This is a genomic window from Zhongshania sp. (genome assembly GCF_047636175.1).
Classification (GTDB): domain Bacteria; phylum Pseudomonadota; class Gammaproteobacteria; order Pseudomonadales; family Spongiibacteraceae; genus Spongiibacter.
Map to the genome: position 1 here is coordinate 43498 of NZ_JBLIKC010000003.1, position 14390 is coordinate 57887.

The 14390-nt window shown below is 50.1% G+C and carries 16 protein-coding genes; 13 read left to right on the plus strand and 3 right to left on the minus strand.

Annotated features, from left to right (window positions below; all coding sequences use genetic code 11):
* Positions 1-56: 56 nt before the first annotated feature.
* Together ACI955_RS02280 and ACI955_RS02285 are read left to right on the plus strand one after the other, a co-directional pair.
* Positions 57-446 carry an acyl-CoA thioesterase gene (locus tag ACI955_RS02280; RefSeq protein WP_415242113.1) on the plus strand — a complete coding sequence of 130 codons (390 nt, stop codon included), beginning with the start codon at positions 57-59 and terminating at the stop codon, positions 444-446.
* A gap of 368 nt (positions 447-814) precedes the next feature.
* Positions 815-1021, plus strand: coding sequence for a hypothetical protein (locus ACI955_RS02285; protein WP_415242114.1), 207 nt, complete (start codon positions 815-817; stop codon positions 1019-1021).
* Between the two features lie 82 nt (positions 1022-1103).
* Here ACI955_RS02285 and ACI955_RS02290 read toward each other — a convergent pair whose 3' ends face one another.
* Together ACI955_RS02290 and uvrD are read right to left on the minus strand one after the other, a co-directional pair.
* Positions 1104-2240: a TRAP transporter substrate-binding protein gene (locus ACI955_RS02290; RefSeq protein WP_415242115.1), complete on the minus strand. Its 1137-nt coding sequence runs from the start codon at positions 2238-2240 to the stop codon at positions 1104-1106.
* A 16-nt stretch (positions 2241-2256) separates the two neighbouring features.
* On the minus strand, positions 2257-4428 hold the full coding sequence (gene uvrD, locus ACI955_RS02295) for a DNA helicase II (RefSeq protein WP_415242116.1): 2172 nt from the start codon (positions 4426-4428) through the stop codon (positions 2257-2259).
* Between the two features lie 146 nt (positions 4429-4574).
* Between uvrD and ACI955_RS02300 the strand changes: the two genes are divergently transcribed.
* From ACI955_RS02300 to ACI955_RS02350, 11 genes are all read left to right on the plus strand, one after another.
* A complete protein-coding gene (locus ACI955_RS02300; protein ID WP_415242117.1) occupies positions 4575-5426 on the plus strand; it encodes an SIS domain-containing protein in 852 nt (283 codons plus the stop codon).
* Positions 5427-5759: 333 nt separating this feature from the next.
* Positions 5760-6491: a thermostable hemolysin gene (locus tag ACI955_RS02305; protein WP_415242118.1), complete on the plus strand. Its 732-nt coding sequence runs from the start codon at positions 5760-5762 to the stop codon at positions 6489-6491.
* The gene (locus ACI955_RS02310) at positions 6484-8076 is read left to right on the plus strand and encodes an AMP-binding protein (protein ID WP_415242119.1); all 1593 of its coding nucleotides are present in this window, start codon (positions 6484-6486) and stop codon (positions 8074-8076) included. Before ACI955_RS02305 ends, ACI955_RS02310 begins: the two co-directional genes overlap by 8 nt.
* Positions 8077-8079: 3 nt before the next feature.
* A complete protein-coding gene (locus ACI955_RS02315; RefSeq protein WP_415242120.1) occupies positions 8080-8751 on the plus strand; it encodes a TenA family transcriptional regulator in 672 nt (223 codons plus the stop codon).
* A gap of 28 nt (positions 8752-8779) precedes the next feature.
* Positions 8780-9598 carry an SDR family oxidoreductase gene (locus tag ACI955_RS02320; RefSeq protein ID WP_415242121.1) on the plus strand — a complete coding sequence of 273 codons (819 nt, stop codon included), beginning with the start codon at positions 8780-8782 and terminating at the stop codon, positions 9596-9598.
* A gap of 224 nt (positions 9599-9822) precedes the next feature.
* Positions 9823-9960: a hypothetical protein gene (locus ACI955_RS02325; RefSeq protein ID WP_415242122.1), complete on the plus strand. Its 138-nt coding sequence runs from the start codon at positions 9823-9825 to the stop codon at positions 9958-9960.
* Between the two features lie 80 nt (positions 9961-10040).
* Positions 10041-10703: a response regulator gene (locus ACI955_RS02330; RefSeq protein WP_415242123.1), complete on the plus strand. Its 663-nt coding sequence runs from the start codon at positions 10041-10043 to the stop codon at positions 10701-10703.
* A complete protein-coding gene (locus tag ACI955_RS02335; protein ID WP_415242124.1) occupies positions 10700-12064 on the plus strand; it encodes a sensor histidine kinase in 1365 nt (454 codons plus the stop codon). The genes ACI955_RS02330 and ACI955_RS02335 overlap by 4 nt, the downstream gene beginning before the upstream one ends.
* A 17-nt stretch (positions 12065-12081) precedes the next feature.
* On the plus strand, positions 12082-12414 hold the full coding sequence (locus tag ACI955_RS02340) for a cupredoxin domain-containing protein (protein WP_415242125.1): 333 nt from the start codon (positions 12082-12084) through the stop codon (positions 12412-12414).
* Between the two features lie 42 nt (positions 12415-12456).
* Positions 12457-13260 carry an FTR1 family protein gene (locus ACI955_RS02345; protein ID WP_415242126.1) on the plus strand — a complete coding sequence of 268 codons (804 nt, stop codon included), beginning with the start codon at positions 12457-12459 and terminating at the stop codon, positions 13258-13260.
* Positions 13260-13979 carry a hypothetical protein gene (locus ACI955_RS02350; protein ID WP_415242127.1) on the plus strand — a complete coding sequence of 240 codons (720 nt, stop codon included), beginning with the start codon at positions 13260-13262 and terminating at the stop codon, positions 13977-13979. The genes ACI955_RS02345 and ACI955_RS02350 overlap by 1 nt, the downstream gene beginning before the upstream one ends.
* Here the strand turns inward: ACI955_RS02350 and ACI955_RS02355 are convergent.
* Complete coding sequence (locus tag ACI955_RS02355; RefSeq protein WP_415242128.1) at positions 13973-14365, minus strand: hypothetical protein; 393 nt, start codon at positions 14363-14365, stop codon at positions 13973-13975. The two genes, ACI955_RS02350 and ACI955_RS02355, sit on opposite strands and share 7 nt — an antisense overlap.
* Positions 14366-14390 lie beyond the last annotated feature (25 nt).

The following is a 14390-nucleotide window of genomic DNA, read 5'->3' on the forward strand; positions in this document are numbered from 1 at the left end:
CCTAAGCACACGTTAACTATGCGTGATTTAATAATTCTTTGAAGAGATTACTTATTATGCGTGACATTGACGACACGCCCAAACCCACAGGTAAATTGGCCCTACAAACAGTGGCCATGCCGGCGGATACTAATCCTAGTGGCGATATTTTTGGTGGCTGGTTAATGTCGCAAATGGACCTTGCCGGCAGTATTACTGCATCGCGTCGCGCCGGCGGTCGAGTTGCAACCGTTGCCGTAGATGCAATGTCGTTTATGACACCGGTGCGGGTTGGTGCCGTTGTTACCTGCTATACCGAAATTGTTGACGTTGGCCGTAGTTCCATTCGAGTTCTTGTTGAAGTATGGATTACCAGTTTGCATCAAGACGAGCCAGCTAAAGTAACCGAAGGTGAGTTTGTCTTTGTTGCGATTGATGGTAACGGTCGCACTCGCATCGTCGACTGAGTTATTACCTACCGCAAAAAGACGGTATAAAAGCAATTTAAAAAGAAGCAGGCCGCGAACTCGCGGTAATAAGCGACAATAATAATGTCGGTGTTCAATAAAATCTGTTTTTAAGCACTGGCGCAACCAGCGGAATTGGCTTATCAGACGTCCTTGCGTAGGCTGTGCACGGTGCACAATTATTTGTGGTGTGCCGCAACGCTCAAAAGGGCGAAGCCCAATGGTCTGAACTTGGCAGCCAATATCCCGACTGCCTCGTAATTCTTTTACTTGCTGATTTAGGCTGTCTGGCGGAGATTCGCTGAGTTGCCCAGCAATTCTTAGATACCGGCAAGCCACTACATTTATTGATGAACAATGCGGGGGTGGTGAATACTCATCGCAAGCTCAGTAGTGATGGTATTGAAGAAACCTTTGCAGTTAATCATTTAGCCTATGTTTTGCTTACCGAGTTATTGCGCGAGCGCATAGTGCAGAGCGCGGCAACCTCCATTTATGTTGCCACCTCGCCAAGCTTAGATACTGTTAGCGGCGAATACTTTTCTGATAGCAAAGTGAAGTCCGTCAAGGCCTGAGCAAAGGATGACGACAGCGCCGAGCGTTTGTGGCAGGTGAGCAAGGATTATTTAAAAATCGCTTAAGCTACTTTATGCTTGTTTATAAATCCCGCGCATTGATGTAGGCCTGCTCAGAAATATGATGGTATTCCTTGGCGGCCTCCATAAAGCTCTTCCAGCTGGTATACACTTTGTGGGTCATGGGGTCGCTATTCCCCAGCTCTTCTAAATACTCGTCAGATGCTTTGTGAAGCCCGCGAATAACATCGTCGGGTAGTTTGCGTAGCTGCACATCATGAACATCGACCAGTTGGTGTAACGCGGTATTATTGCGTGCAGTGTATTCATCTAACATGTCCGCATTGGCATAGCGTGCTGCGGTTTCCACCATGGCTTTCAAGTCTTCTGGCAGTGCCTCAAATGCCTGTTTATTAATAATGAGTTCCAGGGTAGAACCGGGTTCATGCCAGCCAGGATAGTAATAATATTTTGCGACTTCATGAAAGCCAAAAGCGAGGTCGTTATAGGGCGCAACCCATTCTGTGGCATCGATGACACCGGTTTGCAATGACGTATAAAGCTCGCCACCGGGCAGTGTAACCGAGGTGCCACCAAGGCGATTCCAGACTTCGCCACCGGAACCCGGTATCCGCATCTTCAGGCCTTTTACGTCAGCTATTGAATTAATTTCCTTGTTAAACCAGCCCGCCATTTGGACACCGGTATTGCCGCCGGCCATGGGTATTAAATTGAATGGCGCATAGGCTTCACGCCATAACTCCAAGCCGCCGCCGTGGTATAGCCAGCCGTTCATTTCCTGCGCCGTCATGCCAAAAGGGACGGCGGTAAAAAAGATTGATGAGGGTAATTTGCCTTTCCAGTAATACGCGGCGCCGTGGCCCGCTTCGGCACCCCCAGTAGACACCGCATCAAAAACACCCAGAGCGGGGACGAGCTCGCCGGCGCCATAGACTTTAATTTGCAGGCGACCGCGGCTCATTTTATTGACCATCGCCGCAAATTTTTCAGGCGCGGTGCCGAGTCCGGGAAATCCCTTTGGCCAGGTGGTGACTAATTTCCAATGAAAAACTTTCTGGCCAGCTGCGCTGCGTTCCTGTTGTTGGACGCTGTGATCTTTGCTTCGCTCACCCACATATAGCCAGCTCATGGCGACCAATGCGGCGATCAGCGCCAAGATAACAAGGGGTAAATAATTGGCTTTAGTTGCCTGATCCATTATTATTTTTCCTGTCTTACAAAGCCTGTAAATTGGCGTATTGCAGCACTAACCACTTACTGCCTTCGTCCTCAAAATTAACCTGTACCCTTGCGCTGGCACCTTGACCTTCAAAACTAATAACTACGCCGGCACCAAAAATACTGTGTAATACCCGCTGTCCTAAACCGAAGCCGATGGAGGTCGCGGCGGCTTGCTGTGAGCTGGTTGTACTTTGCGCATAGCTGCTGGGTCGGGTAACGGTATTATTAATGCGTACTTCATCAATGAGCTCGTTGGGGATTTCGCGTACAAAACGCGACAGGCTATTAAAGCTTTCTTGACCGTGTAGGCGGCGTGACTCTGCGTAGCTTAAGTACAATTTGCGCTCGGCGCGGGTTATGCCAACGTAGGCTAGGCGCCGCTCCTCTTCCAGTCGTTCAGGGTCGTCCATAGACATTTTATGAGGGAAGAGATTCTCCTCTACGCCGACAATAAATACCGCAGGGAACTCAAGGCCCTTGGCCGAATGCAGGGTCATTAATTGCACGCTGTCTTCGTGTTCGTCGGCTTGTTGATCTCCCGCATCTAATGCCGCTTGATCAAGGAAAGCACGCAGAGGTTCGGTCTCGCCGTCATCGGCGCTGTAGCCGCGGGCGGCAGTAATAAGTTCCTGTAGGTTTTCTACTCGCGCCTGAGCTTTCTCGCCTTTCTCTTTTTCGTGAAAGGCGATTAGACCTGAGCGATCTATGGCAATGCTAACCTGTTCGTCTAGTGGCAAGTCTTGGCACTCGGCAGCTAGCTCTTCAATTAGCGACAAAAATCCGCGCAGAGCATTGCCCGCGCGTGCAGTCAGTAGCCCGTTTTCCATCACTGCAACAGCAGAGCGCCATAACGATAGTTGATGTTCGCGAGCATATTCTCGTAGTATTTCTACCGTGCGATTGCCAATGCCGCGGGTGGGCGTATTGATCACGCGCTCAATCGCGGTGTCGTCGTCGCGCAGTGCAATAATACGTAAATAGGCGAGGGCATTTTTAATTTCTAAGCGGTCATAGAAACGCTGGCCGCCATAGATACGATAAGGCACTCCGGCGCGAACCAAATATTCTTCCAGCACACGGGATTGGGCGTTGCTGCGGTAAAGCACGCCAATATCACTGCGGCGGTAATCATCGCGCAGTAGCTCATCAATACGATCGGTGACAAAGCGTGCTTCGTCCTGCTCGTTAAAGGCCGCAAACAACGCGATTTTGTCGCCGTCCTCACCTTCGGTCCACAGCTCTTTACCTAGACGCTGACTGTTGTTTGCGATCAGCGCATTGGCTGCCTTGAGGATGTTATTTGTCGAGCGGTAATTCTGCTCTAGGCGCACAATTTGGGTATTGGCAATATCTTTAGAAAACTGTTGAATATTCTCGATGCGCGCACCGCGCCAGCCGTAAATAGACTGGTCGTCGTCACCCACGGCGGTCATGGCCATGCCCTTGCTACTTAGCAGACGCAGCCACGCGTATTGCACCGCGTTGGTATCTTGAAACTCGTCGACGAGTACATGTTTAAAGCGCTGTTGGTAGTGGTCGAGAATCGCGGGATTGTCGCGCCACAGCTCCAATGCTCGCAGCAGCAACTCGGCAAAATCGATAACGCCCTGCTGGCGACAGACTTCCTCGTAGCGGCGATAGACTTTAAGCATGGTGGATAGATACAGATCGCCACCAAAATCGTCAATATGGGCGGCGCGCCGGCCCTCGTCTTTGTGGCCGTTAATAAAATACTGGGATTGGCGCGGTGGCCAGCGACTGTCATCGAGCTCTAGTTCGCGATGGATACGTTTGAGCTGACGAAATTGGTCGTCACTGTCCAGAATCTGGAAGTTGTCTGGCAGTCCCGCTTCGCTGGCGTGGGCTTTGAGCAGGCGATGAGCCAGGCCGTGGAATGTGCCCACCCACATGCCGTGATTTAAATTGCCGCCCATTAGAGCTTCAATTCGGCCGCGCATTTCGCGAGCGGCTTTATTGGTAAAGGTCACCGCTAGAATGCTGTAGGTAGATAGGCCTTCGACCTTAATCTTCCAAGCTATGCGGTGAACCAATACTCGAGTTTTGCCACTGCCGGCGCCAGCCAGTACGAGTGTGCCGGTGCTATCGGCGGTGACTGCGTCGCGCTGCGCGTCATTGAGATCATCAAGAATATAAGATACGTCCATGGCGCCATATTCTACGGGGATTAGGCCGCGCTGGCACCGCTAATCTCAACTGAGTACTAATTTGATTGCTGCTAAAGCCCAATATCTGCATCCTGCGTTACAATGAAATGAGAGATACCAATAACAGCCAGTCGGTGGACAGTAATTTGAGACCCAGAAATATCATCCGCGCCATTGAATCCTGTCATGAGAAAATGCGCCGATCTGAGCGCAAGGTGGCGGACTATATTCTGGCAAACCGCAAAGAAGTGATTCATATGCGCATTGTCGACCTTGCGCAAGAAGCTCACGTTAGCGAGCCAACGGTAGTGCGCTTCTGCCGCGCAGTGGGTTGCGATGGCTTTCAAAACTTCAAAGTGTCACTGGCCCAGCACATTGCTCACAGCCCAGAATACGAAGAATTTAGCTTTGGTGACGAGGACTCGGCCCGCCAATACACCTTTAAAGTATTCGACTCCACAATGGAGGCGCTGAAAAAAGTGCGCGATAGCATCGAGGTCATTGCTATAGAACGGGCGGTGGAGCTGCTGAGTAATGCGCGCCGCGTTGAACTATATGGCTTTGGCGCCTCGGCGGCGGTGGCCACCGATGCCCAACACAATCTGTTTCGCCTACAAATATCTGCCAGTGCTTATTCCGACCCTCATGTGCAGGCAATGTCGGCGATGTCATTAACGCCGCAAGATGTAGTGATTGTGATATCGCAATCTGGCCGCACTCGCGCCTTGCTGGATGCCATAACACTGGCAAAACAAAATGGCGCGCCAGTTATCGCACTGGCCCCCAGTGGCTCGCCGGTAACCTCCGCAGCAGATCTTGCGATATACATCGACGTAGATGCTGACGAGGGCGACTACACACCACTGCCCTCGCGCCTAGCGCATATGGCGGTCTTAGATATTTTGGCAGTGGGAATATCGCGCAGCAAGGCAGGTGTGCGCGATCATTTAAAAGCCATAGAGAAAGGCTTGCAGGTATTGCGCACCGATAAAGAATGAGTGTCGGGCAACAGAAGTATCGTTAACAGACACCAGGCTATAAACGCCTTCGCCAGTTTTCGGCATCAAGATGCCACTTTGTGTATTTCATTTCACCCCTCCCCTCAGCGAATAAAGACCTTGGGTTTATTGGCGCCTACGCTGATGGCCAGATTCTATCTGCTGTGATTCTCGGGTTGTAGTCCTGTTTGTGGATGCCACAAGCGGTCTGAACCGCTTATTTAATGGGCCCGATTTTTTTCAAATTATTGACAGCAAGCTAATTTCCTTAAGTTTCTCTTAACGATCGTCCTTTACGCTGCAAGCATGAAATTTCCATGTGAGGGCATAAGGATGCATTCAACTCAGATCAACGCGGTTACTCAGGGATTCCGTGGCGCTGTATATAGCAATCCGCAACTCAATGATGCGCTGGATATGTCGCCGAGATTAAGTATTGTGAATCGCCACGCGCCAGAGCGTGCCGAGCTTGAGACCTATATTGCTAATAAATTCTCCGCCAGGTATGGCGCCAAGTTACGTGAGTTCCTACCTTTTCTACTGTTGATGCGGGCAGGCCCTGGTATTGCGGGCGTTCTCGGAATACGTCGTGGTATTCATGGTCACGCCTTATTCGTCGAGCAATATATGGAGAAGCCCGCCGAGATATTACTCGGGGATATCCTCGGTAGATCGGTGGAGCGCAGCAGTCTGGTAGAGATAGGTAATTTGGTGTCTACCTGGCGCGGCAGCAGTCAGATGTTGTTTATTGCCCTCGCCTCATTGATTTGCCGCGCTGATGCCGAATGGGCGGTATTTACCGCAACACCAGAAGTACAAAAATTACTGAGCCGCCTGCGTGTGGAGCAATACACCCTCTGCGAGGCCAATGGCGATCGCGTGGGTGTGCAGTTGGCGGATTGGGGCAGTTATTACGACACTAGGCCGGCAGTGGTCGCAGTTAATGCTCGCAATGCAATTGGGATTTTTGCCAAGCAGCCGATGACGGCCATGTTACTCAGCACCTGCGACTCGCAGCTGTCAGCGGGTAATGATAACCAAGGTTTGCGAGCGCTGTATGAGTAAGATCATTGCGGTACTGCGTAAGTTTGCCTCAGAGTCGGGTGATCTCACCGCACTTCAAGGCGATGTCAGCTCTGTAAGTTACCGTGAGATGCTGGCAGCAATAGATGCCATTGCCGTAGAACTTGGGGCGCAAGGTATAAAGCGTGTCGGCCTGGTGGCAGACAATGGCCCAGAGTGGATTATTGTGGATTTAGCGTGCCAGTGTGCCGGTGTCCCCCTTATTCCGCTGCCGGCTTTCTTTACGCCTCAGCAGGTAAGTCACGCGGTTGATAGCAGTGGCGTAGACGCGCTGTTCAGTGATCAGAACGGGTTTGGCGTAACTGGCAAGACTTTATTTGGGAGTCGTTTTTCAGAGAGCTCTCAGCCATTTTCTGGCTTATCGGCGATTAAGGCTTATCGCGTCATGCCAGCGGCAATAGATCGGGTGCCATTACCTGATGACACCGCAAAAATTACTTACACCTCCGGCTCTACCGGTAATCCCAAGGGAGTGTGTCTTTCCGTTGCGGCTCAATATGCAACAGCGACAGCCCTCAATGATGCATTAAAGGCGATGCCACTTAGTAGGCATCTCGCGGTTTTACCATTGGCGACGCTCCTCGAAAACGTTGCCGGTGTTTATAGCGCGCTATTGCGTGGTGCAGAAGTCATGCTACCAAGCTTGGCAACGCTGGGATGGGCCGGAAGCTCCGGTTTAGATATTCAGGGATTGGCGTCAATATTAACCATCACCGAGCCCGATAGCACGGTGTTGCTGCCGCAAATTTTAAAAGGCTTGATCGCATGCTGCGACGCGGGTCGGTGGCAGGCACCGTCTAGCCTGCAGTTTCTCGCTGTTGGCGGGGCGCGGGTGGCGCCGGAATTGATTGCGCGGGCGCGCTTATTTGGGCTGCCGGTGTATGAAGGCTACGGATTATCGGAATGTGGCTCAGTGGTCTGTGTTAACTACCCTGGCGCAGATAAGCCGGGGTCTGCCGGCAAGGTATTATCGCATTGTAGTGTCAGAATTGTGGATGGCGAAGTGATGGTTGTTGGCAATGCCTATCAAGGCTATTTGCAGCTAGATACTCGCGCACCGGAGCGTGCCGAGGTCGCAACTGGCGATTTAGGTGAAGTCGATGATGATGGCTTTTTATGGCTTCGTGGTCGCAGTAAAAATCTGCTGGTAAGTAGCTACGGACGCAATATATCGCCGGAGTGGCCGGAGAGTGAGTTGTCGGCGCTTACTAGTATTCTCCAGTGTATGGTGATCGGCGATGCGCAGCCATATTGCGGCGCCTTTATTTATCCAGCCGCGGGTCTTAGCCGCGAGCAAATTAACCGTGAAATTAGTCGCTGCAACGGCGCATTACCGGACTACGCGCAGATTCGTCGCTGGGTCTCCTTACCCAAGCCACTCACCACCGCGGATGGTTTTTTAACCGCCAATGGTCGTTTGCGTCGTCAGGATATTTTGGCGCACTACGACGAGTTAGTAACCGCGTGCTTCAGCGATGTGATTGATCCTCAAGCCGTCAATTTAACATTAGCAATATCTTCATCCACTGCCGCAGACATCGCGGATATCGACTTATTTAGGGAGTAAACAATGGGATTTTACGAGCAACTTCAAACAGACACAACTGCCGCTAGAGAGTCTTTATACACCATTGATTTTATTCAGCGTGGTGTCGCAGGCGCTTTGAGCTTGAACGATTACATCGCCTTTTTGACCCAGGCCTACCATCACGTCAAATACACCGTACCGTTGTTAATGGCCTGCGGTGGCCGTTTAGACGGGCAGCACGAGTGGCTGCGTAATGCCGTTGCCGAATATATTGAAGAGGAGCTTGGCCATCAGGAGTGGATACTAAACGACATTGCCGCCTGTGGTGGTGATGCCGAGCAGGTGCGCAATAGTCGTCCCGCTCCAGCCACTGAGCTCATGGTGTCTTACGCTTACGACATGATTAACCGCGTTAATCCGTTGGGTTTTTTCGGCATGGTACAGGTACTTGAAGGTACCAGTATCGCGATTGCCGATAGCGCCGTAGAGGCTATTCGCAGCAGCTTGGGTTTGCCAAAGCGCGCGTTTACTTATCTTACCTCCCATGGCGCATTGGATGTTGAGCATGTTGAGTTTTTCAAGGGCTTGATGAACCGCATAGAAAACGAGACTGATCAGGCGCAAATTACTCACAGCGCCGGCATGTTCTATAGTCTATATGGCGATATATTCCGCGCGCTAGGGCATAACGCCGATATTAATGACGCTGCATGAGCATAATGAGTGACAAGGGGAAAAGTGAATGACAGCGTTAACAATTGTGCTGACTGGTGCATGTGGTGGTATTGGACGCGCGATGGCTGTCGCCTTTGCCTCGGCAGGTCATAACTTAGTATTAGTGGGCCGAAGTGCCGAGGCCCTAGCTGAGTTGAGAGATGGCTTAGCCAGATCGCGAAGTCATCGCTATGTGGTTGCAGACCTAGCCTCGGCGGCAGCTATTGTTGAACTGTGTGCGGACATTGCTGATGGTCCGGCCATCGACGTGCTGGTAAATAATGCAGGGGTATCATCGTTTGGCTTGCTAGCGGATACCAGCGACGAGTTAATGGAACAGATGCTAAAGTTAAATATACTGGCGCCAATGCGTCTGTGCAGAGGACTCATGCCCTTGTTGCTGCGTAGTCAATATGCAGCGGTAATCAATGTCGGTTCTAGTTTTGGGGGTATTGGCTTCGCGGGCTTTACGGCGTATTGCGCCAGCAAGTTTGGCTTGCGGGGTTTTACAGAGGCACTGCAGCGGGAATTTGCCAATAAGCCCCTGGCGTTGCACTACTTGGCGCCAAGAGCGGTTAAGACCGCTATGAACTCAGACAAAGTGGTGGCCATGAATGCCGAACTGGGTAACACGGCCGATGAACCAGAAGTGGTGGCAGAAGCGGCACTTAAGCTCCTGACTTGCCGCAAGAGCAGTAATCGTTATTTGGGGTGGCCCGAGCGGTTTTTTGTCTGTCTTAATGCTTTATTTCCGGCAGTGGTATCCGGAGCGCTGAAAAAACAGTTGGCGATTATTTTACGCTATGCCAAACCGTCGCTCATAAGTGATAGCTTGCCCATCAAATAAGATAGCCATTGACGAAAAAAATGACTGGTGCTTATAGCCTAGCAATGCCCTTACTAATGTCAGCCTCACCGAGTTTTTGTAATGACGCCGAAGTGAGCAGTTCAGAAGCCGTTATCCCGCAGATAAGAAGTCGCAGGAGAAGGACGTCGAGGTTTTGCTAGAGCGCGCAAATTGCCTTTGGTAGTGATAAAAAAGCCGAGGTTTACTTACTTGAGGGTTTGGCGATGGCACCAGCTATTATTGATAGTAATTATTTTTACGCGCTGTATTTGTTACATCAGCGCGAATTAGGCAAGGCACGGTCGTATTTAGAGCTGGCGCACGCTGCGCCAAGGCGTATCGGCCGAGCTTACGCAGACTAATAACGTCGTCGAGAAGTGCTAGAGTTAATTATCGAACAGCAAAAACGGAAATGACTTAGGAAAGGTGGTGTAGTCGATTCATGCGAGTTTTATTAATTGAGGATGATATGTCGCTCGCTGATGGCACAGTGAAAGCCCTGCGGCGTGCCGGGTATGCGGTTGACCACGCGGCCAGCGGCAATGAGTGCCGGCGATATTTTGAAGCCGGCCAATTAGATTTGCTGATATTAGATTTAGGTTTGCCAGACATCGATGGACTGGTGCTACTGCGAGAACTGCGCAAATTGCAGACTGGCATACCGGTACTGATTTTAACTGCGCGAGATGCGCTCACCGATAAAGTTTCGGGTTTAGATGCAGGTGCAGACGACTATCTCACTAAGCCTTTTGCCTTTGAAGAATTACTGGCGCGCATTCGCGTGCTATCGCGTCGCAATACCCCTGTGCGTGAGCCAGAGCTTAAAATTGGCAATGTCTTAATTAATATTGCGAGTCACGAAGTGCGATTAGATGGCGAAGTGCAAAAATTGTCTCGCCGCGAATTCGCAATTTTACGCGCGCTGGCTGACCGCCCTGGCCAAGTCTTTTCTCGGGAGCAGTTAGAAGAAAAACTGTATAGCTGGGGAGATGAAGTAACAAGCAATACGGTGGATGTGCATGTCCATAATTTGCGGAAGAAATTAGGCCATACACTAATCAAAAATATTCGCGGTGTCGGCTTCATTCTTGGGAGCACTGAGTGAATTCACTGCGCCGTTTTTTATTGGTCAGTGTTCTGTCGGCGTTGATGCTGCTTAATTTTCTTGCCGCGCTGCATGGCTATCGCTCGAGCATGGCTGAAGCAGAAAATCTATTTGATCAAAAGCTGGCGTCGATGGCGCTTCAGCTGTCGTCAGTGCCCTTGCGGACAAGCAATAATGCGCCGGCGCCAGACGACAATAATATGGTCTTTCAGTTGTTTAATGCCGAGGGGAAATTGGTTTGGCATTCTGTTCATGCCCCAGAGCAATATATAGCCGTTAACGAAGGTTTCAGTGAAAATAATTTTAATGGTTACCGCTGGCGCACGCTAAGTTATTTTAATTTTGTGAATGGCCATCGCATAATGATTGCGGAGCGTTTGGATCTTCGCTACCGACTGGCAGAGAGCGTTATTCTGGAATCAATTGTACCGGTGATCGTGGTACTGCCGGTTGCTGGCCTATTAATCTGGTTGATTATTGGCCACGGTTTAAAAAGTCTCGCGGTGTTGGCGGGGATATTAAGACGTAAAGCCGCTGATGATTTAAGTGCTGTCGATGTCGGCCACGCTCCCGGTGAATTGATGCCGGTGATAGAGTCGGTCAATTCCCTATTGCGAAGACTGAATGCCTCTTTTGAACGCGAACGCCGATTCTCCGCCGATGCCGCCCATGAACTGCGTACGCCAATTAGCGCTATTAAAATCCATTTGCATAATTTACGAGATGAGTACGGTGACGACAATGAGTCTGTACTTAGTTTAGAGCACGATGTTGATCGCTTGGCCCATTTAGTTGAGCAAATGTTGTTATTGCATCGCACGACGCCAGACCATTATCCCTCCAAATTTGAGCGCCTTTCTCTGGCGGCATTAAGTCGAGAAATCATTGCTGAGCGATATCCGGATTTTGTAGCCAAAGATCAGACAATCGAATTACACGGCGTTGATGGCGAGGTGAATGGTGATCGCTTTGCACTGGGCATATTAATTCAAAACCTAATCAGCAATGCCTCCAAATATACCCAGCGTGGCGGCGCTATAAAGGTCGACATTGAGGTGTTAAAAGATGGCACACATCTCAGGGTTGTCGACAACGGACCCGGTATTCCTGCGGATGTTCAAACGCGAGTTTTTGAACGTTTTTATCGCGCCGGTGGCGACCGTCATAACTCCGGCGTCAGTGGCTGTGGTCTTGGTCTTTCTATTGCAGAACATATTGCGGAGCTACACAGTGCAAGTATTTCCATGACGGTCGGCGACAATGACAGTGGTCTCGCCGTCATTGTTGATTTTCCTGTAGGTACACCCCCGATCAAGTCCGATAAAAGGTTAGCACTCGGTAGATACGGAGAGCGGAAGTGATTGGCTTGCGAGGAATAATGATGAGAATAAGTCCGCCGGCATTTTTGGCCTTCAGCCTGCTTAGCTGTTTGCCTGCCTTAGCCGGTAAACCGGAATTTGAATTGGTTATTAGACAGCATCTATTCGAGCCGGCTGTTGTGGTTATACCCGCCAATACCAAAATCAAATTATGGGTGAAAAATGAAGACCTAACCCCAGAGGAGTTCGAAAGTTACGAGCTAAATCGCGAAAAAGTGATACTGGGTGGTCGGCGTGCGGTCATTTTTATTGGGCCTTTACCTCCGGGTGAATATCTGTTTTTTGGTGAGTTTAATCCGAAAAGCGCGCAGGGAAAAATCATTGCTGAATAGTTGCAAAGGTAACACCTATGGGTTTTTAAAAGGTGATTTCGAATGTTATTAACCAGTGTGATCATTGTGATTCGGGAAGTGCTTGAGGCGGCGCTACTCATTAGCATTTTACTGTCGCTGTGCTTTCAGCTTGGTATAGCGCGTAAGTGGTTTAAGTGGGGAGTGTTAGGTGGCTTATTAGGCTCTATCGGCTTCGGTAGTCAGCTGGGACTTATTTCCAATTTGTTTGCCGGTATCGGGCAGGAGGTCGTCGACGCTGGTTTACAAATATTTATTTATATCTGCCTATTATATATCTGCGTGCAGTTTATAAGGCACTACTATCAGCGACAGCCTCTTAGCCATACTTTTCGGATGATACTGATTGTTATTATTGCCTGCGTAATGACGAGGGAAGGTTCAGAGATTTATATTTACTTGTCGGCGTTCCAAAGTGTGCCGCACGCAAGTCTAAGTCTGTATAGCGGTTCGGTGATAGGTCTTGGTATTGGCATGAGCTGCTGCGCGCTGTTTTATTATTGGCTGTTAAGTTTTTCATTGGTGCGGTCGCTGCTAATCAGCTGTTTTTTACTAACAGTGATTGGCAGTGGGATGATATTGCAGGCTGGCAAAATGTTAATTCAGGCAGATTTGCTGCCGGATGGTCAGGTCTGGGATACCACCCGATTCCTCTCTGAAGAGGGGCTTGCGGGACAAATATTGTATGCGCTTGCTGGCTACGAAGCGACCCCGGCACCGGCGCAGTTAATTATGTATGTGTTTGGCGCAGTTTCTATGAGCGGATTGATGTTAGCTTATTACGGCTATTGGCGTCGTCGTCAAACCACCGCGGAAGCGACCAATTAATGAGCCTTAGAATATGTAAATATGCCGCGCTATTCGCGTTGCCAATGAACGTGGTAATGCTAGGGCATGCCGACGGTTTAGCAGTCGACAAAATTTATGAACCCTATGTGAATCTTCTGGAAAAAGAACTGGAGTATAGGCTGAGTCAAGCCGAAGGCGGTCTGCAAGCGCCTGACGGGTTTATTATTCAGCGCCTGGGTTTCGGCGGGGCGCTTAATGATAACCTGGCGCTCGAGGTGTATCTCACCGCTCAGGGTCAGGATGATGCACACCGCTTGAGCGGCTATGAATTAGAGGCGCGCTGGCAAATTACTGAGCAGGGTGAGTACGCGGCCGATTGGGGTGCTCTTGTTGAATATGAGCACAGTCGAGATAGCGACGTTGAAGAACTTGCCGGCACCCTTATTGCCTTAAAAGAATGGGGCTCGATAGTCGGTACTATGAATGCCAGTATTATTTATGAGTCTAGCGAGTCAACGGGTGATGAATTTGAAACTGCGCTCTCCCTTCACGCGCGATATCGTTATCGACCAATGTTGGAGCCCGCCCTAGAGTTTTATGCAGCAGAAGACTATCGCGGTGTTGGCCCTGTGTTAGTGGGTTCGATGCGGCTTAAAGATGCGAATAGCTTGCGCTGGGAAGTCGGTACAGTGTTTGGTTTAGATGAAAGCAGCGCAAGTTATACCTTTCGCCTAATACTTGAGTATGAATTTTACTGATCGTCTGAGCTGTTTTCAGGGGTGGGCTTGCCCACCATTTTTTGCCTAAAAAACAGCGGGAAATTGCTGCGGATATACGATTGCTCACGCATAATATTACGAAAGCTGATGTTGTTATTCAAGGTTACCACTGCACCTCGTGAGTCTAGCCGGTAAACTAATCCTTCAATGTATTCTGATTGATTGTCGTGGAAGAGGATTTCCCCGCACACGGCGTCGCCTACTTTGAAGGGCTCGCCGCTGCACATTTCTAAAACCAAGCCCTTCTCAGAGACTTCTAATATTTTATACGAACTGCCGTCGTCACTGCGCAGCGACAGCTGGGCGGCTCTGGGGTAAGGCAAACGAAAGAATTGCCGCTTTTGAATGTCGTCATCACTGCTCATTATTTAGCTATTTTGTCCTAACATT

What these genes read in the sequence shown, in the direction of transcription:
- ACI955_RS02280 (WP_415242113.1), top strand. Translation starts at nt 57, where the DNA reads ATGCGTGACATTGACGACACGCCCAAACCCACAGGTAAATTGGCCCTA.
- ACI955_RS02290 (WP_415242115.1), bottom strand. Translation starts at nt 2,240, where the DNA reads ATGGATCAGGCAACTAAAGCCAATTATTTACCCCTTGTTATCTTGGCG.
- uvrD (WP_415242116.1), bottom strand. Translation starts at nt 4,428, where the DNA reads ATGGACGTATCTTATATTCTTGATGATCTCAATGACGCGCAGCGCGAC.
- ACI955_RS02305 (WP_415242118.1), top strand. Translation starts at nt 5,760, where the DNA reads ATGCATTCAACTCAGATCAACGCGGTTACTCAGGGATTCCGTGGCGCT.
- ACI955_RS02310 (WP_415242119.1), top strand. Translation starts at nt 6,484, where the DNA reads ATGAGTAAGATCATTGCGGTACTGCGTAAGTTTGCCTCAGAGTCGGGT.
- ACI955_RS02315 (WP_415242120.1), top strand. Translation starts at nt 8,080, where the DNA reads ATGGGATTTTACGAGCAACTTCAAACAGACACAACTGCCGCTAGAGAG.
- ACI955_RS02320 (WP_415242121.1), top strand. Translation starts at nt 8,780, where the DNA reads ATGACAGCGTTAACAATTGTGCTGACTGGTGCATGTGGTGGTATTGGA.
- ACI955_RS02325 (WP_415242122.1), top strand. Translation starts at nt 9,823, where the DNA reads ATGGCACCAGCTATTATTGATAGTAATTATTTTTACGCGCTGTATTTG.
- ACI955_RS02330 (WP_415242123.1), top strand. Translation starts at nt 10,041, where the DNA reads ATGCGAGTTTTATTAATTGAGGATGATATGTCGCTCGCTGATGGCACA.
- ACI955_RS02340 (WP_415242125.1), top strand. Translation starts at nt 12,082, where the DNA reads ATGATGAGAATAAGTCCGCCGGCATTTTTGGCCTTCAGCCTGCTTAGC.
- ACI955_RS02345 (WP_415242126.1), top strand. Translation starts at nt 12,457, where the DNA reads ATGTTATTAACCAGTGTGATCATTGTGATTCGGGAAGTGCTTGAGGCG.
- ACI955_RS02350 (WP_415242127.1), top strand. Translation starts at nt 13,260, where the DNA reads ATGAGCCTTAGAATATGTAAATATGCCGCGCTATTCGCGTTGCCAATG.
- ACI955_RS02355 (WP_415242128.1), bottom strand. Translation starts at nt 14,365, where the DNA reads ATGAGCAGTGATGACGACATTCAAAAGCGGCAATTCTTTCGTTTGCCT.